Origin of the sequence: Bradyrhizobium sp. SEMIA (assembly GCF_014844175.1) — a bacterium.
In the GTDB taxonomy this organism is placed as follows: Bacteria; Pseudomonadota; Alphaproteobacteria; order Rhizobiales; family Xanthobacteraceae; genus Bradyrhizobium; species Bradyrhizobium arachidis.
Window position 1 is genome coordinate 6952517 of the sequence record NZ_CP046601.1, and the last position, 24776, is coordinate 6977292.

Here is a 24776-nt window from a genome sequence, read left to right on the forward strand (position 1 = left end):
ATCGTTTCGGGCAACGGAGCCCTGCGGACGAACACCCCCCGTCCTCCGCAAGGCAGACAATCCGGCCCGTTCCCTCTCTCCGTGCGTCCCACACGCTCGGGGAGGGGGTTTTTCAGCCGGCGGCGGCGTCGCTGTCGGGAAAGATTCGCGGCAACTGCAGCCGCACGCGCGTGCCCGAGCCCTCCGAGCTCAGATCGAGCACGGCGCCGCAGCGCGCGGCGCGGCTTCTCATGTTGCGCAGGCCGCGCGCGGTCTGGCTCGCGCCCGCGGCTTCGCCATTGCCGGCGAGCGCAAAACCGCAGCCGTCGTCCGTCACGCTGATCACGCCATACGGCCCCTGGTCATTTCCCTGGCCCCCCTCCAGCGTCTCGATGGTCACCGCGATGTGGCGGGCCTTGGCGTGCTTGACCGCATTGGTCACGGCCTCGTCGAGGATGCGCACGATCTGGATGACGTGCCAGGGCCGCAGCTCCGGATGCAGCGGCAGGCCCTGCGGCGTCGTCACGCGCCAGTCGAGCGCGATGTCGTGCGGCCGCAATTGCGCCGTCGCGCGCTCGCGCCAGGAGCCGAGCGCGAGCATCAGGTCGCCGCCGATGTCGTCCATGGAGTCGATGACGAGACGCAGATCCTTCAGCGCCGCGCGGGCTGCGTCGGTGATGGTCGCGCCCTCATGGCCGCGCTCGGACAGTGCCACGATGCTGACGAGCTGGCGCCGAGACCGTCATGCAGGTCGCGCATCAGGCGTGTGCGTCGTTGGCGAGCGCGGCGGCGCGGGCGCGCTCTTCCTCGCGGGCAAAGCTCGCCTTCAGCCGCTCCTCGGCCTCGCGCACGCGGGTCACGAGCTGGCCTGCGAAGCTGTCGACCTGGTTCAGCGCGCGGGCAAAGCGCCAGGTCAGGCCGGCGCCGATCGCCACCAGCATCGCCGAATAGGACAGGCGCGAGACGAAGATGCGCTCGTTGGTCACGATCTCGAACACCGACAGCATGTCGTGGATCCAGCAGGTCAGCACGATCGTCACCGCGCAGCCGATCGTGAAGCTCGCCGCGTCCTGCCGCCGGATCACCGCGGCCGTGGTGACGCAGGCCATCAGGAACAGGCTGAGCCCGACCGTGGGGATGCCGAGCACCAGGAACAGGATGCGCGGCAGCGGCGGTCCCGCGATCAATCCGACCACGAATATGATCAGCCCCGGCGCGAACAGCAGGATGCCGTAGCGCGGCCAGCGCCAGCCGAAGAACAGCACGCCGAAGGCGACGATCAGCGCGCTCTCGATCGGCGCGGATGCGAGCAGCACCGCGGGCAGCCGCGACACGGTGAACGGCGGCACCGGCGGCGGCATGAAGGCCTGGATGACGCCGAGCACCATCGCAGCCGCCAGTACGCCATAGACCGGCTCGCGTCGCCGCATCAGCCACATGATCGCGAGGATGACGGCGAGGATCGACTGCCAGGCGGAGAACACCACCTGCAATGTGACGAACAGCAGCGTGCGCGTCTCATAGGCCGGACGCAGGGCTGCATCCGGCCCGACATAGACGGTGTCGAGAAACCCCTTCAGCGGTCCCCATACGAACAGCCGCACGGTGATCTCGTTGCTGCCGTCGCGCAGCAGCGAAGCCGGGATGAGCGCGATCTGCGGCGTGTTGCGGTCCGGCCGGTTGGCGTTGGCGTCGCGGCGGGAATCGAGCACGACGACGCCGTTGACGGCGACCTCCGCCGCGTTGCTGAAGCGCGGCAGGTAGACCGACCATCCTGAGGCCGCATCGCCGCTTCTGAAGGTGAAGGTGCCGGTATAGAGCGGCGGGTCCGCCAGCGAATAGCGCGAGGCGGTGAAATGCGGCAGCGTTACGGGACGCGTCATGCCGTCCTCCCGCAACGAGAAGGCCGTCACGGCATGATCGTCGGGATCGCTGGGCTGGAGCAGCCGCAGTCCGAGAATGGTGGCGATCACGATCAGCGCCTGGAGTAGCAGATAAGGCACGAGGCGCGAGGCCAGCAGCCGGCGCCGCGCGGGTTTGACCGGTGCCTTCGCCGCGATCTCGCTCACAGCTTGATCAGGCCCTGCTGCACCGCCTCGAACACCGCCTCGCTGCGCGTGTGCACCTCGAGCTTGCGATAGATGTTCTTGATGTGGCCGGGCACGGTCTGCCTGGACAAGCCGAGATGGCTGGCGATCTCGGCGTAGCTGAAGCCCTTGGCGATGCCCCAGAGGATGTCGATCTCCCGCGGGGTCAGCCTTGCCGTGTTGAGCACGGGCCCGGGGGGCGGCTCCGCCGAATTCTGCGCGGCACCTTGTGTTCTGCGGACGATGAAACGGGCGATCGAGGCCGAGATCGGCGAATGGCCGGCGACCAGATCGCGCACCGTGGTGGCGATGTCGGTAGGGAAGGCGTCCTTCAGGAGATAGCCGGTGGCGCCGACCGTGATCGCGGAGATCACGCTTTCCTCGTCGCCGAGCGCCGAGATCACCATGATCTCGGTGTCGGGAAAGCGCTGCCGGGTTTCGCGGATCAGCTCGATGCCGTGGCCGTCGGGCAGCCTGAGATCGGTCAGCAGCACGCGCGGCGCGCCGTCGCCGAGCGCGGAGCGGGCCTCACCGAGCGTGCCGGCGCTGCGCACCTCGTAGCCGGCCTTGACCAGCGCATCCTGGAGCCGCCAGCAGGTCGGTGCGTCGTCCTCGACGAGGAGGATAGTGATCGCCTCACCCGTCTCGCCCTGTTCGCTCATGTTCATCGTCCCGCACCGCGTGTCCCCCGCGGCGCGAGCCAGTTTATCCGCAGCCCACTTGCCGTGACACCCATAATCATGGGGCATCGACAGCCAGGTCGCTCCTACCGGGCAGACACGGTCTGCGCCGGCTTCTCAGGCGGCTGTGGCGGCACGGGAAGCCGCTGCACCTTGATCCGCGCCGTGCCGCTGTTGTTGTCGTAGAATTTCTCGGTCCGCCCCTGGAAGGGCGCGAGCCACCATGGCGTGAAGCAGCAGGGCAGCACGGTCGGAAAGATCTGGACGGCGTCGTTGACGTAGAAGAAGAGCTCGCCGGAATCCGGCGCGACGAACTCGGCGACTACACGACCGGTCAGATTCTGCCTTTTCCACACCTCGCGGGCCACCGGCAGGTCGTCGGCCTGGATCGGCAGAAAACCGTCCAGCGCCTTGAGCTTCGCGCGGTGCGGATCGTTGTCGCCGAGCTCGTCCTCGACGCGGACCCAATATCTGTGGTCGGGACTCTTCTCCAGATCGTCCTCCGCCGGAAGCGTCGGGTCCTTCCGGCGCGGCAGCACGTCCGCCGGCTCGACATTGATGGCCGTGAGCGGAATATCGTTTATGCCTTTCGAGCCAATGCGCACCACCGGCTGGAACCAGTCGGCGCCGTAGAGCCGGCGCATCGGCAGGAAGATGTAACGCGCGAGGTCCGTCCCGAAGCCGTTCACGCCGGTCATGATGGTGCGGTCGAACCAGGGCTCGTCGATGTCGAGCCAGACGCGATATTTGCGGCCTTTCTCGACGGCCAGTCCGCTCCACCAGCAGAAGTCCCTGGTCTCGAATACGCTCCCCGCAGACAAGGCCTCGTCGAGCACGGGCTTGCCGCGTTCGACGCGCGGGCCGCTCGCGGTCTTGACCTCCGGCGCTGAGCAGACCCTGCCGAGCGCGACACGGCCGGTGAAGTAGCTGGTGGATACCATCAGCAAAGCCGAGCTGAAGATGATGAACAGGAAGCCGATAGGCATGAGCCGCCTGGCAAACAGGGTTTGCGCCCAGCCCATATTGTGGCGCATCCAGTTGCCAAATCTGAGCGCGCGGCCGGACGTTGTGATGTGTTCCCGGCTTGCCTTGCGGCGCGGCGTATTCCAGGCGAGCCGCGCACGCTCCTGGATGTTGTCGCGCAGCACGGAGTTCTTGTTCCACACCCAGAGCGTGAGCAGCAGCACGGCCGAGGTCAGGACCGGATAATAGGTCGCGATGTCGAGCCACGGCGTCGCATAGGCCGGCAGCACGTGTCTCAGGATATTGGTGAGCGGCGCCACGACCGCGCTGAGCAGCCAGTCGGTGTCGGTGACGCGCTTCAAGAACCAGGTGTCCCTCAGGCCGCCGTCCTCAGATGAGCCGACTAGGCCGCGCGCAATCCACGGAAAGACGGCGATGAAGGCGACCATGAACAACAGTGAAAAATAGGCGACGCGCCGCCACCACACGGTGTCGCGCGTCAGGCTCGACATGCCGGGGTCCGGCGTGCTCATCGTGATGAAGGCTTCGGCCTCTAGCTTGCGTCGCGGGCCCGTGGCCTTTGCCAGATAGGCGATCTTCAGGAGTGCGCGGACGAGCTGCTCCTCGAGCTCCTTTTCTCTCTCGTCCGTTTTCTTCGACTGCAGCGGCAGCGTCGTTCCGGCCGGCAGGACCGCTCCGTCGGGAGGTCTCGTTCCGTCCGGTAGCACCGTCCCGTCGGGAAGTCTCGTTCCGCCCGGCAGCACCGTTCCGTCCGGGAGCTTCGTGTCGTTCGGCAGCAGCACGCGGCAATCCGCCGGAAGCATGATCGGCGCGTAATCGTCGCAGCCGAACAACATCCGCTCGATGACGGCGAAATGCACGACTGGCTCCCCGCCATTCTCGCGGCCGGCCAAAATCGGGCGCGGCCCGTAGCGGTACAGCACCGCTGCGCCGCTGCGTGAATCATGCCGTGGTCCGATCGCCGATTGATAGTCCTGGAAATGCTCGATCTCGCCGTCCTGGAAGCGCAGCCTGCCGCCGAGCTGCTCGACCATCCAGACCAGCGGGACAAAGGACAGCGTGGATTCCGGATAGCCGCCGCCGATATCGGAATGAACGCCCGCGAACCACACTTCCTTGACGATCTGCTCCCGTCCCAGATGACTCTGATCGATCCGCAGCGGATGGAAAGTGGTGCGCTCGTCGTCCAGAGCGAGCGCGTGACAGGCCTGCCTGACCTTGTGCGACAGGCGATGATTGCGGAACGAGATCGGCCAGATCGCCCAGTCGACGGCGAGGCGAAGCTCCTCGATCGGCACGCCGAACGCCTCGACGGTGTCGAACAGTCCGAGGAATTCGATCTCGACGTCCTTGCGCACGCCCATCTTGCTGCGCACCTCGGCGTAGGAGCGATGTCCGCAGAGCCAGTGATAGATGAACAGCAGGAAGTCGCGGATCCAGCGCGTGACCCAGATCGTCGGCAGGCTCTTGGTCCAGGGCACGGTGTCCCGGCGATATTCGCGCCAGGCGCCTTGGCGTTGCGCTCCATCTCAGCATGCGACACCGGCGTGTCGTCGATCACGGCAGGCATGAGGCCCTGACTGGAGATCATGGCCGCCAGCGTGCGGGCGGTGAAGGCGCCGCGGCTGAAGCCGAAGATGTAGATCTCGTCGCCCTCGCGCCAATTCCAGCACAGGAAGCGGTAGAGCTTGCGGACGTTGCCGGGCACGCCGATGCCGGTGGCGCCGTCGAGCGCGGCGAGCGGCGCCCAGCCGGCGGTGCCGACACCCTTGATGTAGTGTGCGATCTGATCCGGCTGGGTGTGGTCGAGCGCTTCGTAGAGCCGCCAGACGCTGGATTCCTGGGTGGTGAACGCGTTGCCCGTGCCGTCGGCGAACAGCACCAGCTTGCGCGGCGCCGGTGCGTCGGGTGCATTCGCCGCAACCTTTGGATCATCGTGCGTATGGTCCGGCCGTGCAGGACCGCCTTGCAGCGCCTCGTCCTGGTGCGTCATGCGCTCCTCCGAAAATTTCAGGCGGATGCTTTAGGGGCCCGCTCGGGCGGCATCCTTCAAATTCATCCGTGATTTCATCGTGAAGTAATGGATTTCACCCGGAATCGCGCCGAGGGAGCAAAAAGGATGGCGGCGTCCTGCCCCGGTTGTCTATGAACTCCGCCACAATCGGCAAAGAAAAAAGCCCGGGCGGGCCCGAGCTTTGAGTCCGATTTGCGAGGCGGCCGTCTGGCCGGCTGTTACCTACCGTTGCCGCGGCACGCGCCGCCGGGACCGATATGGTAGCCGCGCGGGCAGGCATGCGCGGCGGGGTTGGCGTAGTTTCTGAGGCAACCGCCATAGGGGCCGCGGTGCCAGCCCTTGCCGCAGCCGCCGGCGACCGCGATCACGTCGCCATTGGCGCTGGCAAGCGGGGCGAGCGGCATGGCCTGAGCAGAAGCTGCGATCGCGCCGAGCGCGAGGCTTGCGGCAAACACGATGCGCATCATGTGGTGTGCTCCCGAATGCCGTTGCGTCAATGGCTTGCGGCGAAGGCGATGCCCGCGCGCACCTCGGTGATCGCCTGGTCGATCAAGCCCATCGCCTTCTCGCGATGGCCGCCCTTGTTCGGCTCGGCCTTGCCGAGCTCGGCGCGGGCCGATTGCAGGATCGCAATGGCTTCGTCCATGTGCGGCTGCGCGCCCAGGGCATAACCGATGCAGAGGCTGGTCGCGATGGCGCCGCCGAGCACGAGGCTGCGGGGTAGAGAGGTTCGCATGTCGTCGTCTCCTCCAGCGGGCGCGAGGCCAGGGGCGCCCGTTTGCCCGGATGCCGTCATCGTGTGGGGATACCGCATCCGCCGCCTGAATAGGGCCCATCTGCGCAGGCCGTCTTGGACTGTCCGGCGCCGGAGGGGTGGGGCCTTGGACTGACCGGCGCCGCTTGATTCACGTTGGCGTGCTGATAGCGTGCGCGCGCCGGTCTTCAGCGGGCATTCATTCCGGTCCTGACAGGCTGGCGCCGCTTTCGTGCACGACCTTTTCCCAAAAGTCTTTTTCGAAAGTTCTTTCGATGCCCGTCATCAGGAAGGCGCTCTCGACCGACATGCTGCCTCAGGACCTGTCCGACCGGCAGCGCTTCATCCGCTTCGCGGAGCTGTTCGAGCATTTTTCCAACACCGGCGAGCTCGATCCTGCGTCCGACGTGCCGTTTCGCGCCACCATGAACTCGATCCACATCGGCACCACCATGCTCGGCCGCTGCGACGGCAGCTTCGTCGCGGTGCGGCGCGACAAGCGACAGGTGATCGAGACCGGCGACGACCGTTTCTGCCTCGCGCGCAACAGCGGAGACCGCCCGTCGCAGATGATCCATCGCGGCCGCGAATTCACCATGCGGCCGGGGTCGATGGTGCTGCTCAAGCTCGACGAGCCGTTCTTCGCCGCCGACGGCGCGAGCCACAAGCGCTTCACCAACGTGCATCTGCCGGTCGACACGCTGCGCGCGATGGTCTGCGATGTCGACGATCTGGTCGGCCGCGAGCTCGAGCCCGGCGGCGCGCTGTCGCTGGCGATGGACTACAGCGATCTCCTGCTCCATCATCCCGCCGCCGCGGTCGAGGCCGGGATGGCGATCGCCGGCCATTTGCTCGATCTCGCCGCGATCGGCCTCGGCGCCCACAGCGACGTTGCCATCGCCGCGCGACGCCGGGGTCTGCGCGCCGTGCGGCTCAAGGCCGTGCTGTCGATCCTGAACATGCGCTTCCACGAGCCGGATTTTTCTGCGCAGAAGCTCGCGGCCGCCGCCGGCCTCTCCGAGCGTTACGTCAACGAGCTCTTGTTCGAGGCCGGCGCCAGCTTCACCACCCGCCTCACCGAACTGCGCCTGCGCAAGGCCGCTGACCTGCTCGCCCATCGCGAGGGCCGAATCAGCGACATCGCCTTTGCCTGCGGCTTCAACGATCTCTCTTATTTCAACCGCTGCTTCCGCCGGCGGTTCGGGCTGACGCCGACTGCGGCTCGGGGGAAGTGAGGTACGCCTTTTACAGCGTATCCATCCTCGGCGGCGGATAGTGCCGCGCCAGCACCGACAGAGACAGATGCCGCTCGCCCTCCGGCAGCTCCAGATAGGCCAGCACCAGCGGCCGCTTCCAGTCGCCGACGCCGAAGTCCATCGCCATCCATTTCTGCGGCTCGGGGCCTTCGAGGCCCCGGACCCAGACGAAATAGCGGGGGAGGTCGTCGGTCTCCGCTTCCGTCGTGCGTCTCCTGGCCATCAGAGCTGCTCGCTGCATCGCTACGCGTTGCGGTAGGATATAGGTATCGGCGCGGCGAAGTCGAACGGCTTGCTGCGGATGGTCCTCATCGCGGCCTGCCGGTGCAAGCCGGAAAGCCTGGAAATGACCTTCAAGACGGTGACTGAATCGATCCGGATCGCGGAGAAGCCGGGACGTGTTTGGGATGCGCTCACCGATCCCCAGGCGGGCGAGAGATGGCGCAACGCTCATTTCAAGACAGACTGGCGCATCGGCGCGCCGTTCGAGATCGAGGCCGTGATCGGGACGAAGCGTTATCGCGACAAGGGCCGCATCCTCGCGGTCGAGCCACCGATGCTGCTTCGCTACGCCTATTGGTCCCGCGTCTCCGGTCTGCCGGACCATCCTCAATCCTGGTCGACCATCACCATGGCGCTCCGAGCCGACGGCGCGGAGACGATCCTGACGGTCGACCAACTGGTGCCCCCTTCACCTCCGCGTTCAGGACCCGGATGGGAGATTGGCGAGGACTCGGGCTGGAAGCATGCAGCCTTCTACTGGCGCAGCGCGCTCGCGATGCTGAAGCGCGCTGTCGAGGAAGAGCGCGGGAGCTGACGCGGAAGCGCTCCCGTCACTGCCAGAGCCGGCTCTCCGCCACGCGGTTGATGTCGGCGAGCCGGCGGTCGGCGTCGGCGTTCGGGTCGATGCTTGCGACCAGCGTCAGCAGACGCTGATAGGCGCCGTCGGCGACCTCGACCGGCAGCGGAGCCTCGTCAAACGCCTCGACATAGCTGCCGACGAGGCTGCTCAACAGGCGGCACAGGCCGCGCTGCTCAGGGTCGTCGCGACCGAGCGTCTCGAGCTTCTGCTGGAATGTCCGGAAGGTGCGCAGGCCGTGGTGCTGCTCTGAAAGCCACGCGTGCAGGTCGTTCATAAGAGCTCCTTCGAGTTACGGAAGAAGCTACCGGCTTATACAGTGGGGATGTGACAATTGGAAGGGAGGGGATGTTGAGGCAGTCCGTCTTCGCCAAAGGGCTTCGCCTGACACGCCTCTTCGCTCTCGCATGGCTGCGCCACGCGAAGGGCGAAGCGTGGTGCCCCTGGCCGACAATCACCTAGTACCATAACTAATTGAATTTGAAGTCACTTTTGTTATCAATTGCCACCGATACCAGCATAAATACCAGCAACGTGAGTTAGCTGGCAAAAAAATAAGTGCGTGGCTTCACGAAAGGAGGCGCGCTGGCTGCCGCCGTCCTCCGGGAGGGAGTGCCTAAGCTGTGACCGGACCGGATGGCGGCATACCTTCGAAGATCTTGTCGATCGTGAGCCGTGGTTCGTCCAGCGAGACCGGCTTGCGAAGCAGCGGGTGTCCCTTGAGTAGCGACGGAAGAACCTCGGGGCCGTAGCCGGACGCGAATAAGAACGGTTTGCGGCGAAGGGCTATCAGATCCGCCACGGGATCCACGTAGCGGCCGTGCAGATTTGATGTCGAGGATGGCGAGGTCGTACTCGGCCGTCATGGAAGGACGAGGCGCTCTCGATGTCTCCAGCCTCACCGGCCACGCGATGACCGAGTTCGTCGAGCATGTCGGACAAGTTCATCCTTATTAGGACCTCGTCCTCGACCAGCAATACCGCGAGCGAGCGCTTCATGACTATAGGGTCCTGGCGAGAACCTGCGTTCGCGTTCCTTGCGCTGTGTAGCCTCTCACTAAGACCGCGGCAAATCCATGGGGAATGGCTGCTTCGCAGGTCCACACTTCTGGAAATGGAACTACTTGAGAATTCGCTCGGCGCGGCATGAATTCGTCGGAGAAGAGGCCGCCCGCATCGGTGCGGACGGCTTCAAAAGTTCGTCGCTTCTGGCTACGCTGCCTTCTCGTTCACGCGAAGGGCCATCGTATTGAGCTCCTCGTCCGTCGACTTATCCTCACCGAGGTTCTGCTGAGAGGAACCGAAGCGCAGTCGCCGCGCTCGAGCTTTTTGGCCCGACGATCAGGGCTCCGTAGCGCGCGTGTTTACGCATTCGCCTGGTGGCGAACCGGTCCAGGTAGATGTGGAGCGCGCGGTTTCACGACCGGGCGGTCCCGACGGTGTCCGCCATCTTCGCGCCTCTGACGCCGAGCGGCTTAGGCTCTCCCGTCGTCGTGTCGCGTGCCGTCTGGTGCTCCATCTCCGCGTTGAGCTCGGCACCCAGGAGGATCACGATGGCCGAGATCCAGAGCCAAGTCATAAATCCTATCACCGCGCCTAAGGACCCGTAGGTGGCGTTGAAGGTGCCGAAATTGGCTGCGTAGAAAGAAAAGATCGCGGAGGCCGCAAGCCAGAGGATGGTGGCGGCGGCGCTGCCCCAGGTGATCCAGGTCCACCGCGGCGCCTCGCGGCTCGGGCCGAACCGGTAGATGCAGGCCAGCGCAAGGGCCAGAGCGACGAAAAGGGCCGGCCAGCGTCCGATCCGGACGAGAAGGTCCGTCGCATTCGACAATCCTACGTACTGCAGCACCACGGGGACGACGACGACGGCGCCCAGCGCTGCCAACACGAATGCGATTGCGCCGACGGTGAATCCGAGCGAGATCGCGTTCAGCTTCACCAACCCGCGCTTTTCCTCCTCGCCATAGACGATGTTCAGGGTGTCAAACAGCGACTTCATGGCGGCGTTGGCGCTCCAGAGAGAGATGGCGAGGCCGATAGCGAAAGTGAAGCCGAGGGTCCGGTCGCCCTTGGTGGCGACGCGCGTTAGCTGCTCGCGCGCCACATCCACGGCCCCGCCGGGAATGAAGCCGGACACGTCGTCGAGATGCTTGGCGATGCTGCCGGGATCGGAAAAGAATCCGTAGATGGCGACGAGTGCGGCGATCGCGGGAAAGATCGCTAGAAGGCTGTAGTAGGTCATGCCGGCAGCGAGCGCGAGAATGCGATGCTTGCCGATGTTGCCGTAGACGCGCCACAGGATGTCCTTCCACCCTCTCGCCGGGATCTCGACGGGCGAAGTCGCATGTCGTCCGCGATCTCCAACTTCGGTCGACATCTCGTTGGGCGAGGCGTCCCGATTGGCCTCTCGATTTTCGGGGAAGTCGTGATCGTGTTCGAGGGGCGCGACGCGATCGGGCGGGGCAAGCCGATCCCACAGGAAGGCGACGGCCAACAGCCCAAGCGCTGCGGCGAAACTCCATTTTTCGTTCGGCGATCTTCCTGCGCGAGTTTTTCCGAGTTCGGCCATCGATCTCCTCCGCGGACTTCAATCGCCGCGGAAGGAGCCGGTTCCTGCTCGGGGCTCCGTCAGCCTCGCAACGCGCCGAGCGGTAGCGTAATCCGGACGCAAAGGCCACGCTTCAGCCAGTCGCGCTCGATCTCGCCGCCGACCCTTTCGATCGTCGTCTCGACAAGCTTCGTGCCAAAGCCGGTCGCAGCAGGTCGCTCGCGCCATCTTCGGTTCATACTATGCGGACCCGTTCATCCTCCGTCGACCAGGTGACGGCGACGCGGCCGCCCTCGCGGCTCAAGGAGCCGTACTTGGCCGCGTTAGTCGCGAGCTCGTGGAAGATCAGGGCGAGATGGTTCGCGGCCTGCTCTCCTATCGCGAGCGGCGGCCCTTCCAGGACGGCGGGCTCCCTTTCGTGCGATCGGAGGATCCGCTGGATGAGATCGGAGAAGCTCGCAACGGCAGCCACGTCGGGGCCGAAGGATCGGCGGATCAGACCATTGGCCTGGGCCAAAGCATGCAAGCGTCCGGACAGGGTTTCGGCGAGTTCTTCCTTCGTCGCTGCGTTGCGGGCCGTCATCCGGACCATGCTGTCGGCGACGCTGAAGTGGTTCTTGATGCGATGGCTCATCTCGCGCATCAGAGTTTCCTGCTGCTGCAGGACGAGCTTGAGCCGTTGCTTGGTCTGGACCGTGCGCAGGGCCATGCCGGTGAAGGCCGACAGCTCGGCCGTTACCCGCGCGTGCTCCTTGTTGAAGTGGCCTGCATCGGCGGCGACCAGCCAAAGCGTCCCGATCGCGTCGGAGTCCTTCACAGTCAGGGGGACGAGCAGGACTTCGGGCACCGTGATGCCAGCATCATAGATCCAGTCGTAGGCCGCTCGGGGCGCTCCATGAGGATGGGTTCGGCCAGATCGAGGCAATCGCCGCAAGGACTGGAATTGCGTGGGGTCGTCGTGCCCGCGAACATGGCCAGTTCTCCCGCAAGGCGTGCCAGCGGAATTGGCCGGCCTCAGGTTCAAGGATACTGATGCCGGCGGCATGCGCACCGCAGATCTCCATGCCGATCTTCACGAGGCGCGGCAAAACCTCGTCCACGATCGGACATCACCGCAGCGAGGTTTTGGATGGCGAGCCTCTCGCGCAGGAAGTCGGGCGCGTCCGCCTTTCGGTCGGCGAGTTGGTCGGTGATGAACACCGTCGCGATCGACTGAATTTGCGACCTCATAAAGGTTCACTCGAAAGGGCCAGACTGTGGCTGATATCCTGCCGCTGTCCGGAAGAACGGACTAGCAGATTTCTTCGAGGCCTCGCTCCGAGTGCAAATCGTTGCCCGCCGGCTAGGTTGACGACGGCATCCTCAGGGAGGTCGACGAGTCGGCCGGGAACCTTTGTCCCGCAAAGCCGGGCTTGGAACCGCGCATTGCCCCTCGGGTTGATGAGCATGCGCCAAACGCGGCGCGGAGGGGCAGAATTGACCGACGAAGTCATCACCACCACCGGCATAGCCGCCCACGGCGCCTCGCGCCTTCCGTCGGTGGAGATCGACAGCTTCAACATCGAATTAAAGGACGACGAAGGATTTATCGGCGACCGCGCCAGCAAGGGCGCCTTCCGCGACATCCTCGAGAAGTGGCGCAAGCCTTTGCGCAAGACCGGCGAAGGCAAGGAGCCGTCCGAAAGCATCAGCAAGAAGGTGCTCGATGCGATTCTCGTGGGCGGCGACACCGAAGCGTCAGCGGTGCTGCACAGCGCGATCGAGGAGTTCGCGCAGGAGCTCGCCTACATCACGCGTCGCTTTCTCAAGTCCAAGGCCTGGGAGAAGACGGAGCGCATCGTCGTCGGGGGCGGCTTCCGCGACAGCCGGCTCGGCGAACTCGCCATCGCTCGCACCGAGATCATCCTAAAGGCCGAAGATTTCAAGATCGAGATGGTGCCGATTCGCAACCACCCGGACGATGCTGGCCTCGTGGGCGCCCTGCATCTTGCGCCGTCCTGGATCTTCGAGAGCCACGATTCCATCCTCGCCGTCGACATCGGCGGCACCAACATTCGCGCTGGCGTCGTGGAGACGCGAGGCAAGAAGTCATCCGACCTGGCAAAGGCCTGCGTCTGGAAGTCCGAGCTCTGGAAGCATGCCGATGACGATCCGAGCCGCGAGCAGGCCGTGAAGCGTCTGGTGAGAATGCTCAAGGACCTGATCGCGAAGGCGGGTAAGGAAGGACTCAACCTAGCGCCCTTCATCGGAATCGCGGGTCCCGGCGTCATCAAGAGCGATGGCTCGATCGAGAAGGGCGCCCAGAACCTGCCGGGCCATTGAGAGAGCAGCAAGTTCAACCTGCCGGCCAGCCTGGTCGAACGGATCCCACAGATTGGCGAGCATGACACCGCCATTGTCGTGCACAACGACGGCGTCGTACAGGGTTTGTCCGAGATGCCGTTCATGCAGGACGTCAAGCGCTGGGGCGTGTTGACCATCGGCACTGGCCTGGGCAACGCCCGCTTCACCAACCGGGGCAATGGCAAGAGCTAGGCGCTCGGTGGCGCCCGTCCGGACGTCACTTCCCGGATAGCCTCGACGATCTGATCCGGATGATATGGCTTCTGCAGCACCCGGCTGCCGGGGACCGGACGGGGTGCCACGGGCGAGAAGCCCGTCGCGTAGATCACCGGAAGGTCGGGGTCGTGTTCACGGCAGCGCACCGCGATCTGCCATTCGTCAACATTGCCTGGGAGCTTGATGTCGGTAACCAAGACGTCCGCGACCTTCCGTCTGCACCATATGAGCGCCTGTTCACCGTTCGCGGCGTGGATTACTTCGAAGCCTTCTTCGCGAAGAGCTTCGACCACGAACTCGCGGATCAGGGGGTCGTCCTCGACGACGAGTACTCGCAACGTAGAACCTCAATTGCATCATTCCTTTTTTCGAAACTGTCCAGGCCTGGGGCTGTTCCGAATTAACCTAAGATACTTTTGGGGAGGTCCGGCAGCTGTCGGTGCCGCGCGTGATCGACCGTATTTCGAAGGCTACGACGACCTCCTGACTCAGAAGGCCCGGCGCTTCGAACCCGTCGAGTTCGAGGACCAGTATGAGGCGGCGCAGGTCGACCTCACACGTGCCGTTCCGACGATGGCGTTGCGGCGAAGCGTGGATCAGGAGGTTGCGGCGGCGAAGGCGCCCAGCCTGCGAAGGAGGCGGGGAAAAGTCGGCGGCCAGGCTCGGAGGTCGGAGGTTCGTTTCGCGCCTCTGGGTTCGCGTAGTCAGCTACGCCGCCTACTTCGATGACGCCGTGGGAGCTAACCAGGCCTCAATCTCGGCCGAGCGCTCAGTCAGTTCGGCCTTCTGCAACAGCTTCTTGCGTTCTTCGCCTTCAGGAATCTCTTCAGCTCGCCGTCTGGCCAGCTCGGCCATCGCTAAGAGACGCTCTTGCAGCGAGCCTGCAGGCCGCTTCCGGTTACGTTTGCCGGGCACGACTGAATCTCCAATTTCCAATTTCCGGCCCCCCAACGATTTAGGAACATCGAGGTTCCTCTGGGATTGGTAGGCAATTGGACCTAGATTTTTGGCTCTCCCGCCGGGGGAATATCCAATGAAACAACTCGATCGACGCACCAAGGCCGCCCTCGACGCCGTGCTCGAAGGCGCCTGCCGCGACCTGCCGCACGGCGGAGATCACATTTTCCGAAAAGCGATTGCCCAGAAGCTCATCACAGCGCGCGCAAGGGCAACACCACAATCGAAGGCTTGATGATTGTCGCCCGCAATGCCATTCGTGAAACGACGGAGCGCAAGTCGGCTTAGAAACGCGCGTGACGAGCGAGTGCCATGCCGCATGTTTTCGTGTTCGGAACGCTAAAAAGAGGGCGGCCTCTTCACAAATGCGGTCTCGATGGGGCCTTGCTGCTCGGCGAGTACCGAACGGTCGAGCGTTTTCCGCTCGTCATTGCCGGACCGTGGTTCGCGCCATTGATGTTCAATGAACCTGGTTGCGGACATTGGATCACCGGCGAGGTGTATCGCATTGATGCGCACCGGCTTCAGAAGCTTGACAGGCTGGAATCGCTCGGCAAGCCAGGCAACTTCCGCATCGCCATAGAGGTCGTCCCAGTTAGTTTCGGCCAAATAGTCATGGCCTTCGCCTATATGAAATCGCGCGATCTCGCCGAGGGGGCATATCACAGCGATCTCCTTGAAATTTACGAGGACGACCGATTTGTCGCTCCATGGCGACGATAAGATCAGACGATGCGTTTACGATGCGCAACAATCGTCGCACGCGGCAGGGTGTTTTGAGGATAGATCCGCACTTCTCCGCGCGCGGCGAGCGATCATGACTGCGATGGCAGTTCGCCGAATAGTGTCCGATAGGCGCGCGAAAAGTCACCGAGATGCCAGAAGCCATTTTCGCGACAGCCTTGACGCTAGGCGTCACCTCGCAGGAGGCGTGCGCTGCACGGCCAGTAGCCTTTTCTGGCGTATGTAGTCGTGCAAGCGCATCCCCGAGCTTCTCGCTATGTGCGCACGGAGGTGCCGAGAGATCGGGCCAAGTCGATACAATAGATGGGAGACGCTAATCCGCCCAGATTGAATGGACGCTTAAACGGCGGTTAAGTTGGAACCGGCAACCGACGATCGCGTTGCGCCTGCACAATCCAATGGTGGGAGGACAGCATGGCAAAGCCGACGGACGAGCAGATACGCGAGCGCGCTCACTTGCTGTGGCAAGCGGCGGGCGAGCCTGAAGGGCAGCAGGATCGGTTTTGGTTCGAAGCCGAGCGCGAGCTGACGCGGTCCGATCCGGCGCTCAATGCGGACGAGAAGTCTGGTACCTTTACTGAGTAGGAGGCTTTGGCAACGCACGCCGTATTCTCCACATGCACACCGCGACGGCGAACCAGGTCAACGACGCGGCAGCCAGGCAGAGCGCCGGATTGAGACGAGGTGCCTGCCACCAGATCACCAGCGCGAATCCGGCCATGCCGATGCTGCCCCAGCCAGCTCCGGCGGCATCAAGCGCGGCGGCGCCCTTGCCGCGCTGCTCGCCCCGCAGGCCCTTTTGTTGCTTGCGCTCGCGTTCATGCTTTTCGATCAAGGTCGCACTGGCGCAGAAAATCGCCGGAAAGGCCAGCATCAGCCCGCCGGCCTCGGACCCTTCCAAGTCCGCCACGAGACCGGCAACGACAGTCGCGAACCCGCCGAGGGCGAAGCGCGCGACATATTCATAAGGTCGTCCCTGCTTGAGCGCGGAAAACTTAAAATGTACCGCCATGACCGTTACCCGATGAGGGCTTGCTTGAGGCCTGCCGCCATCACGATCCAGACCACGAGAGCCGCGAGAGTGGATTTGAGCGCCGACCAGTCGGCCCGCATCAGCAACTGGCAAACAACCATGCTGTAGGCGGCCAGCGCAACCGAACCGAGGATCATCGAGCGAGCTTCGATCGCAACATAGTCGCCGCCATGCTTCCAGAAAGCGAGGCCGAGCGTGGCAAGCGCCACCGAGGGCGCGGCGCCGAACAATCCCGCGAAACTCTTGGGCCGCAGCACGTCGCCTATGACCGCGAACAGTGAGACCACAAGGCCGCCGATGATGAATCGCAATGCGTAATCCACGACGGCTCCTTGCTTCTCGCTTTTAGGACGTTGTCGGCATCAGCATGCTGGCGGCCATGCCGACGATGCAAAGAGCCATCGCGGCTGTTGACGCCCAGCCGAGCCAGTACAGCCAGCCTTCGACGACAAGCTTGCCCATCACGTCACGGCGCCTGACCAGCAGCATCAGCATGGTCATCACCGGCGCCGCCAGCACGCCATTGATGACCGCGCTCCAGTAGAGCGCCTTGATTGGATCGATGGGCGTGAAATTGAGCGCAACACCGAGGCCGACCGAGAGGGCAAGCACCGAATAGAAAGCCACCGCTTGCTTCGGTTTGCGCGCGAGACCAACCGGCCATTTGCGGCCTTCGCCGATGGCGTAGGCGGTCGATCCGGCCAGCACCGGCACGGCGAGCAAACCCGTGCCAATGATGCCGAGCGCAAAAACCAGTTCGGCCAGCGGCCCCGCAATTGGCTTCAAGGCGGCGGCCGCCTGCGCCGATGACTGCACATCGGTCACCCCCTGCTGATGCAGCGTGGCGGCCGTCGTGATGATGATCGCGATCGCAATTATGTTCGAGAAGGCCATGCCAATCATCGTGTCGAGCCGAATGCGCCAGAGCTCGCGCTCTTCGGTACGCGCGTCCTCCTTGAGCGGTTTCTTGTCGGGATGAATGCGCTGTTCCTCGGCTTCCTGCGAGGATTGCCAGATAAACAGGTACGGCGAGATCGTGGTGCCGAGGATGGCGACCAGCGTCGTCAGAAAGGCGCCGCTCCATTCGACCTTCGGGATGAACAGTCCCTTGAGCGCGTCAGGCCAGGGCACTTTGACGACCGCCAGCGCAACCACATAGGCAAAAAGCACCAGCGTCAGCCATTTGAGGATCGCGACATAGCGCTTGTAGGCGATGAAGATCTGCGCCAGTACCGAGACGACCGCAAAGGCAACGACATAGATGATCGCCGAGCCGCCAATCACCAGCTTCGCGGCATCCGCCATGGCGCCGAGATCGGCCGCAACATTGATCGTGTTGGCGACAAAGAGAAGACCGACGAGCGACCAGATCACCCAGCTGGGATAATTGCGGCAGACATTGCCGGCGATGCCGTGACCGGTCACCCTTCCGATCCGGCCCGAAATCTCCTGGATCGCTACCATTAATGGATAGCTGAGAAGCATCGTCCAGCCGATGCCAAAACCGAGCTGCGCGCCGGCCTGGCTGTAGGTGCCGATGCCGGAAGGATCATCGTCCGATGCGCCCGTAATCAGTCCAGGACCGAGCCGTTTCAGAAGGCCATTCTTCTCATCCGGCTTTTTGTCATCCGGCGTTTTGGCCTCGGCTTTTGCCATGTGCTCCTCGGGATCAGGGCTGCGCAGCGTCCCGTTTGCCACGTCAAGAAGCAACGAGGACTTCTTCGGTCAGAGTTCAACGCGCGATAGGGGACGCCCGCGCCGCCGGGGACACGGCTCGCCAGCCTAATAGTGCCAGAAGATCGCCAGCAGCAGAATGATCGGCAGCGGGATACCCAGCAACCACAACAATGCGCCTCGTCCAAAACCCATGGCCTTTCCTCCAATTATCTGTCCCACGCTTTCAACGCCACCGTCCGCCGCACAGTTCCTCGCTGGGAACGGTTTTCGCGGCTGTTGATTGAGAGACCGAGATGACCTGCTCCGCTTGCCAATCGCTATTTTATGGGATTGCGGCAGGCCGATCGTGGAAAGGAGGTCAAGGCTATCGATGACGATACGCGTGCACCCTTTGCCCGCCGACACCGCGCTCGCACGCATGATCGCGCGCAACACACGGCCTCTGCCTGAAGACGTATCCTCGATCATCACTTGGGGAGCCGACGGACATGTCCTGACGGCGCTCGCCGTCGGATGGTGGCTCTGGTCGCGCTCCAAGCCACCCGCGCAGCGACGGGTAAGCGATCATGTGCTGCTGACGACGCTAGCGGCGGTTCTGCTGCCTCACCTTTTGAAAACGCAGTTCGATCAGGTCCGGCCCGATCGTCGCACCGTGCGCGGCCATCTTCATGGCATTCCGCTCTCGGGCAAGGCGCTGGATGCGTTTCCGTCGGGTCACGCTGTGCATGTCGGCGCCCTTGCTTCCGCCGCAACCGAGTTGTCTCCAGTCAAGAGAAACCTTGTCAGGGCCGTCGGTGCCGTTCTCGTCTCGACGCGCATCGTTTTGCTCGCGCATTGGGCAAGCGACGTGATCGCGGGTCTGGCGATCGGCGCGATCCTCGAGCGCCTGATTCGGCGGCTGACCGGCTTCGGAAGGTCGCGCTAGTCATGGGGCAATTGCTCTCACCGCCTGGCCCGCATGCCGTCCATCTCTGCATCGATATGCAAGGATTGTTCGCGCCCGGTGCTCCATGGGCAACGCCTTGGCTTGAGCATGCGCTACCCGAGGCGGTCAGGCTGATTGCACATGCGCCGCAGCGTACCGTCTTCACGCGATTCATACCCGTCCGCAACAAGGCCGAGGCGCGCGGCGTCTGGAAGGCCTATTACGAGAAATGGGAATGCGTAACACGTGATAGGATCGATCCGGCGCTGCTGGAACTGATGCCGGCCCTGCTACGCTTCGTGCCGCCTGCCACTGTCATCGACCGCCAAACCTACTGCGCTTTCGCCAATGGGCGGCTGCAAGGCTTCCTTGATGGGCATCAGGTGGATACGCTGATCGTTTCCGGCGGCGAGACTGATGTTTGTGTGCTGGCCACCGTGCTTGCCGCGGTCGATATTGGCTACCGCGTGATCCTTGCCGAAGACGCGCTATGCAGCTCATCCGATGAGAGCCACGACGCACTGATCGAGCTCTATACCAAGCGCTTCAGCCTGCAGATCGAGGTGGCATCGATTGACCGCATTCTAGCGAGTTGGGCGGTCGACGACTGAGCGCGTAGGATGATGGAACTTCTAGGGCGCGCTTAACATAGGTTAGACTTGTGCTTGCAAAGCAAACACTTCGATCAACGGGCTTGAATTGAAGCCGGTCACATGGCCCGATGGGTGGGCGTCCCGCCGATCAGGATCGAAACTGTGAGCCGTGCCAAAAGGCGCCTTCACCAATTGCTTCTCGCCGCCGCGCTGCTGGCGGCGGGGGTAGCGGCCGCCCAGGAAAACAAGAAGACCGACGACGATAAGCCGGCCGATCCCGATACGGGCGAAAGTACCGTGGAGGAAAAGACGTTGGGTCTCCTTCCCAACCCTTCCCAAAAATACGGCGTCAAATTCGCAGCCACCTATATCGGCGAAGTGCTGGGCAACCCTTCCGGCGGACTGAAACAGGGTTCGGTCTACGAAGGTCGGTTGAATCTCGCCGTGGACCTAGACCTGCAAAAGCTCGCCGGCCTCGATCAGCTGACATTCCATGCCAACATGTTCCAAATCCATGGCGGCGGGTTGTCGCGCGGCAGTCTACAGAATTACTTTGTGGTCAGCGGGATCGAGGCGTTGCCGTCCGCGCGTCTTTAACGAGGCGTATTTTGAAAAGCAGTGGGGCAACAAGAAAGTCTCAATCAAAGTGGGGCAACTCGCGGCCGACAGCAAGTTCTTCAATACCAAATACACCGACGTGCTGACAAACGCCTCGATGGGCTGGCCGGCTATCACCTCGCTTGATTTGCCAAGCGGCGGTCCGTCGCCTCCCTTGGCTGCCATGGGGGCCCGGCTTCTGGTGAATGTCACTGAGCAGTTGTCCGTTCTTGGCGGCATCTTCGATGGCGATCAGGCTGGGCCCGGCCCCGCGGATCCGCAGGAGCGCAACCGCTATGGCGTCAACTTCCGCGTCAACGATCCGCCCCTCCTGCTCGGCCAGATCCAGTATGCCTGGAATAACACAAAGGGCGATCCGAACCCGGCCGGCCAGATCAAGTTTGGCGGCTGGCGACATTTTGGGTCATTCGCCGATCAGAGATTGGCGTCCAATGGCGTCTCACTCGCTTCACCCGTTAGCAGCGGCGAACCTCTGCTCTTGCCCGGTGATGTCGGCGGCTGGATGGTATTCGAGCAGAAGCTCTATCGTGTGCCGAAAAGCGACGACCGTGGCATTGGCATCTTTGCGCGTATCTCGGGTGCGCCTGCCGACCGCAATCTTATTGATCGCTACGCCGACGCCGGCATCGAATTCATCGGACTCGACGACCGCTGTCCCGACGACAAGTTCGGAATTGCAGCCGGCTACGCACATGTATCGAAGCGCGCACAGGCGCTCGATGCGGATTATCGCACATTTGTCGATCCATCCTGCCGATGCGAAGTTTTGAAGGCCTTCTGACGGCCGTGTATCAATATCAGATCAGGGACGGGTGGACGTTACAGCCCAATCTTCAATACATCATCCATCCGGGTGGAGGTGCCACCAGCCCTTGCAGTGCAATGCCCGGCAAGGCGCTTCACAATGCGACAGTGCTTGGCCTGCGAACGACCCTGAAGTTTTGAGCCATATGCCTGGAAACTTGGCGCCACGCGTTGCAGGGAACGTCGCGACGGCCCGAATGACGCGTGACTGCGCAGTGCCTGAATATTGCCCCGTTACTTCTTTTTCTTGGGGACTTTCTTGCCTTTTTTGCGGGCCTTGGAGAGGCCAATCGCGATTGCCTGCTTCTTGCTTTTCACCTTGCCGCCCTTTCCACCACGGCCGCTTTTGGCGGTCCCCTTCTTGTACCGTCGCATCTCGCTCTTGACGTCCGAGCCCGAGCTCTTCGAGGTGCGACGCTTCTTCTTTGCTTTCTTTGCCATGGGTTTCTTCCTTTCCGTGTTCGGATAACGACAGACGTTGTCAAGTCGGGCTGTCACCACCCCCACCGATCATTTAATCCTCGATGCCTTCGTCGTCTTCCTCAGTACTCAGCCGCCAACTGCGTCGGCGGAATCGGTCGGACATCTGTTGCTTCAGCTGAGTTCTGGTGCGGCGCATCGATCAAGGGTTCTCCACGCCATCAACCATGCAACATCTGGCGGCGTTCCTATGCGGTAAATACTATTCAGCGCGTGCCAGGTCGGATGCGCGGAGCTGTACCTTGGAATTTGCCCGCGCCATCGAAATGTGTCGCCACACAGCTTAGCCGCGCGACGGATCAGCAAGATACACGTTCTAGTCCCCAGTGATGAGTGCAATGGCTATGGACTGAGAGTGCAGCTCAGCGGGCCAGCCGTTTGATGGCCTTGGTCGCACGGTTTGGCCCATGCCAGCCGAGAAACTTCAGATCCTTGTTCTCCAGGGCATTCGTTGCCCGGAAGAACTGTTCGAGATCATCGCGCGCATGCGATGGAAGATTGCGGATATCCATGAGATCCGTTTCGAGCGGTGACCGGTCCGGTACCGCAAAAATGCGGTCGTTTCGCTCGCTCTTTCCCTTTTTCTTCTGCTCGACTTCGAGAATGCCGATCGGCCGGCAGCGTAGCACAACACCGGGATAGGTTTGCGCGTCGTGCAGGATCAGCACATCCAGTGGATCGCCATCCTCGGCCTTGGTCGAGGGAATGAAACCCCAATCGTAGGGATAGGTCAGGCCCGCCATCAACGGCTTCGCAAGAGCAAAAGCACCGAGCTTAGGATCGAATTCGAGCTTGCACGAACTGCCGCGCGGCGTCTCGACCACGGCGAAGATGTTGTTATCGTCAGCCCAACTCGGCAGTTTTGTCAGATTGGTCATGACGGATGACTTGGCCTCGAAAGGAGTAGCAGGCCCGATGGAAAACGATCCGTCGGGCCCTGCCGGATCATGCGGCGGTGGAGGCCTTCTTGTTGACGCCCTTGCGCAACGCGACTGTGTTGAGCTTGGTGTTCGCCGCCTTCTCTTCGTTGAGGTTCGTCGTCAGGAAGCGCACGATGTCGTCGTGGCCGAGCTCTTCCGCCCAAGCGATCAAGGTGCCATAGCGGCAAATCTCGTAGTGCTCGACGGCCTGCGCGTTGGCTACGATCGCCGCATCCAGCACCGTCTTGTCTTCGATCTCGCCGGCCGTTTCGTCGGCTTCCTTGATGATGCCGTCGATGGCCGGGCATTGCGTGCCGCTTGGCGATTGGCCGAGTTTCTCGAAGACCTTCTCAAGCCGTTCGATCTGCTTGTTGGTTTCCTCGAGATGATTTTTAAGGCCAGTGGCCAGATCACGGTTGGTGGCCTTGTCGATCATTTTCGGCAAGGCTTGGTGATCTGCTGTTCGGCATAATAGATGTCCTGCAAGCCATGCAGCAGCAGGTCGTCCATCGTCTTGATGTCTTTGGTGAATAGTCCCATGGCTTACTCCTTGCTCCAAAGCGAGGGAAACGCACGCTCAGCGTGCCGGTTCCTATGCGACAACGCCGCAGCCGGCCGGGAAGATGATGACATGGCGTATTGCGCGTCCGCAGGAACTCGCGCGAACAGGCCGCGTTTTGCCTCTTTGGGTGGAGTTCAACATGGTCAGCACCTCGCTCTGGATGGAGACCGAGATCCTGCCGGAGGCGGGGGCGCTTGGAGGTGATGTGCACTGCGATGCCGCCGTGGTCGGCTCCGGCATCGCCGGGCTCTCGACGGCGCACGAACTCATGAAGCGCGGCCGGTCAGTCGTCGTCATTGATCGCAAAGGCATCGCAAGCGGTATGACGGCGCGCACGGTCGGCGCACCTTGCGCCGCTTTGTAATGATCTGATGAGCGAATTCAAGAAGCTGCGCGGCGCCGATGCCGCCAAGCTGTTCTACGAAAGCCAGGCCGCCGCCGTCGATCGCATTGAGGACATCCAGGCCAGCGAGAGGATCGCGTGCGATTTCCTCCGTCTCGACGGCTATCTGTTTCAAGGCAACGCATGCCGGCCGATATATTCGATGCGGAGCTGGAAGCGGTGCGCGAGGTCGGCGCTCCCGTTCATCGGCTGGTCGGCGTGCCGCTCAAAGGCTGCGAGAACCGGCATGTCCTTCGATATCCACGCCAAGCAAAATTCCACCCCCTTAAATATCTCGCCGGACTTGCGGCCGTTTGCGAGAGCGGCGGCGTTCGTTTCTTTGCCAACAGTCCAGTGGAAGAAGTTGCCGAGCAGGACGGCGCCGTCACGCTGCGAACATCGCAAGGGCAGGTCACGGCCAGCCACGCCGTGATCGCGACCAACGCATCCATCGCCGATCGGTTTCAACTGCACACGAAGGTGGCTCCCTATCGCACGTATGTCGTCGCTTTCGACATTGAACGGGGCGAACTTCCCGATGCGCTCTATTGGGACACCGAAGATCCCTACCACTATGTACGGCTGCAAACCGGCCCAGACGATCATGATTTCGTCCTTGTCGGCGGCGAAGACCATAAAAGCGGCGAGGCCAACGACGCCGACAAACGCTTTGCCCGGCTGGAAAGCTGGGCACGCGACCTGATCCCGGCTTTGGGCCGCATCACCCATCGCTGGTCGGGTCAGGTTCTCGATACGATCGACTATGCCGGCTTCATCGGCCGCGAGCCCGGCAGCGAGCGCATCTACCTCGCGATGGGAGATTCAGGCCAGGGTCTGACCCATGGCGTGATGGGCGCGATGCTGAACACGGCGCTCATTCTGGGCGAAGATCATCCCTGGAAGCCCGTCTATGCGCCGGATCGCAAGCCGCTCGCAGCGGCGCGGAACTTCCTACGCGAGAACATGACGATCCTGCAAAATCTCGCGGAATATGTGGCACCGGGTGAAATCGCTTCCCTCGAAGAGCTTGAGCCGGGTGATGGCGCTATCCTGCGGCGGGGACTCGAAAAGATCGCCGCCTACAAGGACAAGGCCGGCGAACTGCATCTTCATTCGGCCAGTTGCACCCATATCGGCTGTCATCTGCACTGGAACAGCTTTGAGAGCTGCTGGGACTGCCCGTGCCACGGTTCGATCTTTGCCCCCAACGGACAGCCGATCAATGCACCGGCCGTGTCGGCCTTGCGCCCGGTGAAGGTCTAGCGGGTCAAGGCACCTGGGAGCGTTCTATCTTCAAAGACGATGACATCGAGCAGGACGATCTGCGCAGCCCGCGTACACCGTGGGCCGTCCTGCCACCG

24 protein-coding genes and 7 pseudogenes are annotated in these 24776 nt (G+C 62.9%); 11 read left to right on the forward strand and 20 right to left on the reverse strand.

Going from position 1 to position 24776, the window contains the following annotated elements:
* Positions 1-112: 112 nt before the first annotated feature.
* From FOM02_RS33635 to FOM02_RS33660, 6 genes and pseudogenes are all read right to left on the reverse strand, one after another.
* Positions 113-2048, reverse strand: a pseudogene (locus FOM02_RS33635) (ATP-binding protein).
* Entirely contained in the window at positions 2045-2728 is a 684-nt protein-coding gene (locus tag FOM02_RS33640; protein WP_027561389.1) for a response regulator transcription factor, read from the reverse strand. Before FOM02_RS33640 ends, FOM02_RS33635 begins: the two are co-directional and overlap by 4 nt.
* A gap of 104 nt (positions 2729-2832) precedes the next feature.
* The gene (locus FOM02_RS33645; protein WP_265440619.1) at positions 2833-5211 is read right to left on the reverse strand and encodes a T6SS phospholipase effector Tle1-like catalytic domain-containing protein; all 2379 of its coding nucleotides are present in this window, start codon (positions 5209-5211) and stop codon (positions 2833-2835) included.
* A 140-nt stretch (positions 5212-5351) separates the two neighbouring features.
* A pseudogene (locus tag FOM02_RS47315) lies at positions 5352-5723 on the reverse strand (phospholipase effector Tle1 domain-containing protein); the annotation flags it as partial.
* A 239-nt stretch (positions 5724-5962) separates the two neighbouring features.
* Positions 5963-6211 (reverse strand): GCG_CRPN prefix-to-repeats domain-containing protein, encoded by a 249-nt coding sequence (locus tag FOM02_RS33655; protein ID WP_027561387.1) that lies wholly within the window; start codon positions 6209-6211, stop codon positions 5963-5965.
* Between the two features lie 26 nt (positions 6212-6237).
* Positions 6238-6480, reverse strand: a complete 243-nt coding sequence (locus FOM02_RS33660; protein WP_027561386.1) for a hypothetical protein — start codon at positions 6478-6480, stop codon at positions 6238-6240.
* Positions 6481-6773: 293 nt separating this feature from the next.
* Here FOM02_RS33660 and FOM02_RS33665 point away from each other — a divergent pair, with 293 nt between their 5' ends.
* A complete protein-coding gene (locus FOM02_RS33665) occupies positions 6774-7733 on the forward strand; it encodes a helix-turn-helix transcriptional regulator (RefSeq protein ID WP_027561385.1) in 960 nt (319 codons plus the stop codon).
* Between the two features lie 10 nt (positions 7734-7743).
* Here the strand turns inward: FOM02_RS33665 and FOM02_RS33670 are convergent, their stop codons facing one another.
* Positions 7744-7977, reverse strand: a complete 234-nt coding sequence (locus FOM02_RS33670; protein ID WP_027561384.1) for a hypothetical protein — start codon at positions 7975-7977, stop codon at positions 7744-7746.
* 123 nt (positions 7978-8100) lie between these two features.
* On the opposite strand from FOM02_RS33670, the gene FOM02_RS33675 reads away from it, so the two are divergent.
* The gene (locus FOM02_RS33675; protein ID WP_027561383.1) at positions 8101-8571 is read left to right on the forward strand and encodes an SRPBCC domain-containing protein; all 471 of its coding nucleotides are present in this window, start codon (positions 8101-8103) and stop codon (positions 8569-8571) included.
* A gap of 16 nt (positions 8572-8587) precedes the next feature.
* Here the strand turns inward: FOM02_RS33675 and FOM02_RS33680 are convergent, their stop codons facing one another.
* The 4 genes from FOM02_RS33680 to FOM02_RS33695 all read right to left on the reverse strand — a co-directional run bounded on the left by FOM02_RS33680 (position 8588) and on the right by FOM02_RS33695 (position 12008).
* Positions 8588-8890, reverse strand: coding sequence for a hypothetical protein (locus FOM02_RS33680; RefSeq protein WP_027561382.1), 303 nt, complete (start codon positions 8888-8890; stop codon positions 8588-8590).
* 512 nt (positions 8891-9402) lie between these two features.
* Entirely contained in the window at positions 9403-9612 is a 210-nt protein-coding gene (locus FOM02_RS47320; protein WP_416207729.1) for a hypothetical protein, read from the reverse strand.
* Positions 9613-10030: 418 nt separating this feature from the next.
* Positions 10031-11182, reverse strand: coding sequence for a YihY/virulence factor BrkB family protein (locus tag FOM02_RS33690; RefSeq protein WP_265440620.1), 1152 nt, complete (start codon positions 11180-11182; stop codon positions 10031-10033).
* 214 nt (positions 11183-11396) lie between these two features.
* Positions 11397-12008 (reverse strand): sensor histidine kinase, encoded by a 612-nt coding sequence (locus FOM02_RS33695; RefSeq protein ID WP_265440621.1) that lies wholly within the window; start codon positions 12006-12008, stop codon positions 11397-11399.
* Between the two features lie 599 nt (positions 12009-12607).
* Here FOM02_RS33695 and FOM02_RS33700 point away from each other — a divergent pair.
* Positions 12608-13696, forward strand: a pseudogene (locus FOM02_RS33700) (ROK family protein).
* Here FOM02_RS33700 and FOM02_RS33705 read toward each other — a convergent pair.
* Together FOM02_RS33705 and FOM02_RS33710 are read right to left on the reverse strand one after the other, a co-directional pair.
* Positions 13693-14058: a response regulator gene (locus FOM02_RS33705; RefSeq protein ID WP_265440622.1), complete on the reverse strand. Its 366-nt coding sequence runs from the start codon at positions 14056-14058 to the stop codon at positions 13693-13695. The pseudogene FOM02_RS33700 and the gene FOM02_RS33705 sit on opposite strands and share 4 nt — an antisense overlap.
* A gap of 379 nt (positions 14059-14437) precedes the next feature.
* Positions 14438-14635 carry a hypothetical protein gene (locus tag FOM02_RS33710; protein WP_265440623.1) on the reverse strand — a complete coding sequence of 66 codons (198 nt, stop codon included), beginning with the start codon at positions 14633-14635 and terminating at the stop codon, positions 14438-14440.
* 118 nt (positions 14636-14753) lie between these two features.
* On the opposite strand from FOM02_RS33710, the gene FOM02_RS33715 reads away from it, so the two are divergent.
* The 3 genes from FOM02_RS33715 (at position 14754) to FOM02_RS33725 (ending at position 16006) form a co-directional block, all read left to right on the forward strand.
* The gene (locus FOM02_RS33715; protein WP_265440624.1) at positions 14754-14912 is read left to right on the forward strand and encodes a hypothetical protein; all 159 of its coding nucleotides are present in this window, start codon (positions 14754-14756) and stop codon (positions 14910-14912) included.
* Positions 14913-14989: 77 nt separating this feature from the next.
* Positions 14990-15400 carry a gamma-glutamylcyclotransferase family protein gene (locus FOM02_RS33720; RefSeq protein ID WP_265440625.1) on the forward strand — a complete coding sequence of 137 codons (411 nt, stop codon included), beginning with the start codon at positions 14990-14992 and terminating at the stop codon, positions 15398-15400.
* Positions 15401-15835: 435 nt separating this feature from the next.
* Positions 15836-16006, forward strand: a complete 171-nt coding sequence (locus FOM02_RS33725) for a DUF2934 domain-containing protein (RefSeq protein WP_084334582.1) — start codon at positions 15836-15838, stop codon at positions 16004-16006.
* Here FOM02_RS33725 and FOM02_RS33730 read toward each other — a convergent pair.
* The 4 genes from FOM02_RS33730 to FOM02_RS33745 all read right to left on the reverse strand — a co-directional run bounded on the left by FOM02_RS33730 (position 15996) and on the right by FOM02_RS33745 (position 18563).
* Positions 15996-16433, reverse strand: a complete 438-nt coding sequence (locus tag FOM02_RS33730) for a DUF3147 family protein (RefSeq protein ID WP_027561376.1) — start codon at positions 16431-16433, stop codon at positions 15996-15998. The two genes, FOM02_RS33725 and FOM02_RS33730, sit on opposite strands and share 11 nt — an antisense overlap.
* 5 nt (positions 16434-16438) lie before the next feature.
* Positions 16439-16777, reverse strand: coding sequence for a DUF3147 family protein (locus tag FOM02_RS33735; RefSeq protein ID WP_166818743.1), 339 nt, complete (start codon positions 16775-16777; stop codon positions 16439-16441).
* Between the two features lie 22 nt (positions 16778-16799).
* Positions 16800-18110, reverse strand: a complete 1311-nt coding sequence (locus tag FOM02_RS33740) for an Nramp family divalent metal transporter (protein ID WP_265440626.1) — start codon at positions 18108-18110, stop codon at positions 16800-16802.
* A 126-nt stretch (positions 18111-18236) separates the two neighbouring features.
* A complete protein-coding gene (locus FOM02_RS33745) occupies positions 18237-18563 on the reverse strand; it encodes a hypothetical protein (RefSeq protein ID WP_265440627.1) in 327 nt (108 codons plus the stop codon).
* Between FOM02_RS33745 and FOM02_RS33750 the strand changes: the two genes are divergently transcribed.
* From FOM02_RS33750 to FOM02_RS33765, 4 genes and pseudogenes are all read left to right on the forward strand, one after another.
* Positions 18550-19056 carry a phosphatase PAP2 family protein gene (locus FOM02_RS33750; RefSeq protein ID WP_265440628.1) on the forward strand — a complete coding sequence of 169 codons (507 nt, stop codon included), beginning with the start codon at positions 18550-18552 and terminating at the stop codon, positions 19054-19056. The two genes, FOM02_RS33745 and FOM02_RS33750, sit on opposite strands and share 14 nt — an antisense overlap.
* A gap of 2 nt (positions 19057-19058) precedes the next feature.
* Positions 19059-19667 carry a cysteine hydrolase gene (locus tag FOM02_RS33755; RefSeq protein WP_265440629.1) on the forward strand — a complete coding sequence of 203 codons (609 nt, stop codon included), beginning with the start codon at positions 19059-19061 and terminating at the stop codon, positions 19665-19667.
* Positions 19668-19769: 102 nt separating this feature from the next.
* A pseudogene (locus tag FOM02_RS33760) lies at positions 19770-21048 on the forward strand (carbohydrate porin).
* Positions 21024-21212 carry a carbohydrate porin gene (locus FOM02_RS33765; protein WP_265440630.1) on the forward strand — a complete coding sequence of 63 codons (189 nt, stop codon included), beginning with the start codon at positions 21024-21026 and terminating at the stop codon, positions 21210-21212. The pseudogene FOM02_RS33760 and the gene FOM02_RS33765 overlap by 25 nt, the downstream one beginning before the upstream one ends.
* A 102-nt stretch (positions 21213-21314) precedes the next feature.
* Here the strand turns inward: FOM02_RS33765 and FOM02_RS33770 are convergent.
* The 3 genes and pseudogenes from FOM02_RS33770 to FOM02_RS33780 all read right to left on the reverse strand — a co-directional run.
* Positions 21315-21512 (reverse strand): annotated as a pseudogene (locus tag FOM02_RS33770) (DUF6496 domain-containing protein); the annotation flags it as partial.
* Positions 21513-21913: 401 nt separating this feature from the next.
* Entirely contained in the window at positions 21914-22429 is a 516-nt protein-coding gene (locus tag FOM02_RS33775) for an inorganic diphosphatase (RefSeq protein WP_027561371.1), read from the reverse strand.
* 67 nt (positions 22430-22496) lie between these two features.
* Positions 22497-23011: pseudogene (locus FOM02_RS33780) on the reverse strand (ferritin-like domain-containing protein).
* A 161-nt stretch (positions 23012-23172) separates the two neighbouring features.
* Between FOM02_RS33780 and FOM02_RS33785 the strand changes: the two are divergent.
* Positions 23173-24678: pseudogene (locus tag FOM02_RS33785) on the forward strand (FAD-dependent oxidoreductase).
* Positions 24679-24776 lie beyond the last annotated feature (98 nt).

Excerpts from the sequence above, each read along its gene's own strand:
- FOM02_RS33675 (WP_027561383.1), top strand. The coding sequence starts at position 8,101 with ATGACCTTCAAGACGGTGACTGAATCGATCCGGATCGCGGAGAAGCCG.
- FOM02_RS33730 (WP_027561376.1), bottom strand. The coding sequence starts at position 16,433 with ATGGCGGTACATTTTAAGTTTTCCGCGCTCAAGCAGGGACGACCTTAT.
- FOM02_RS33720 (WP_265440625.1), top strand. The coding sequence starts at position 14,990 with ATGCCGCATGTTTTCGTGTTCGGAACGCTAAAAAGAGGGCGGCCTCTT.
- FOM02_RS33660 (WP_027561386.1), bottom strand. The coding sequence starts at position 6,480 with ATGCGAACCTCTCTACCCCGCAGCCTCGTGCTCGGCGGCGCCATCGCG.
- FOM02_RS33755 (WP_265440629.1), top strand. The coding sequence starts at position 19,059 with ATGGGGCAATTGCTCTCACCGCCTGGCCCGCATGCCGTCCATCTCTGC.
- FOM02_RS33690 (WP_265440620.1), bottom strand. The coding sequence starts at position 11,182 with ATGGCCGAACTCGGAAAAACTCGCGCAGGAAGATCGCCGAACGAAAAA.
- FOM02_RS33775 (WP_027561371.1), bottom strand. The coding sequence starts at position 22,429 with ATGACCAATCTGACAAAACTGCCGAGTTGGGCTGACGATAACAACATC.
- FOM02_RS33655 (WP_027561387.1), bottom strand. The coding sequence starts at position 6,211 with ATGATGCGCATCGTGTTTGCCGCAAGCCTCGCGCTCGGCGCGATCGCA.
- FOM02_RS33680 (WP_027561382.1), bottom strand. The coding sequence starts at position 8,890 with ATGAACGACCTGCACGCGTGGCTTTCAGAGCAGCACCACGGCCTGCGC.
- FOM02_RS33765 (WP_265440630.1), top strand. The coding sequence starts at position 21,024 with ATGCGAAGTTTTGAAGGCCTTCTGACGGCCGTGTATCAATATCAGATC.
- FOM02_RS33750 (WP_265440628.1), top strand. The coding sequence starts at position 18,550 with ATGATCGCGCGCAACACACGGCCTCTGCCTGAAGACGTATCCTCGATC.
- FOM02_RS33740 (WP_265440626.1), bottom strand. The coding sequence starts at position 18,110 with ATGGCAAAAGCCGAGGCCAAAACGCCGGATGACAAAAAGCCGGATGAG.
- FOM02_RS33715 (WP_265440624.1), top strand. The coding sequence starts at position 14,754 with ATGAAACAACTCGATCGACGCACCAAGGCCGCCCTCGACGCCGTGCTC.
- FOM02_RS33665 (WP_027561385.1), top strand. The coding sequence starts at position 6,774 with ATGCCCGTCATCAGGAAGGCGCTCTCGACCGACATGCTGCCTCAGGAC.
- FOM02_RS47320 (WP_416207729.1), bottom strand. The coding sequence starts at position 9,612 with ATGAAGCGCTCGCTCGCGGTATTGCTGGTCGAGGACGAGGTCCTAATA.
- FOM02_RS33640 (WP_027561389.1), bottom strand. The coding sequence starts at position 2,728 with ATGAGCGAACAGGGCGAGACGGGTGAGGCGATCACTATCCTCCTCGTC.
- FOM02_RS33670 (WP_027561384.1), bottom strand. The coding sequence starts at position 7,977 with ATGGCCAGGAGACGCACGACGGAAGCGGAGACCGACGACCTCCCCCGC.
- FOM02_RS33725 (WP_084334582.1), top strand. The coding sequence starts at position 15,836 with ATGGCAAAGCCGACGGACGAGCAGATACGCGAGCGCGCTCACTTGCTG.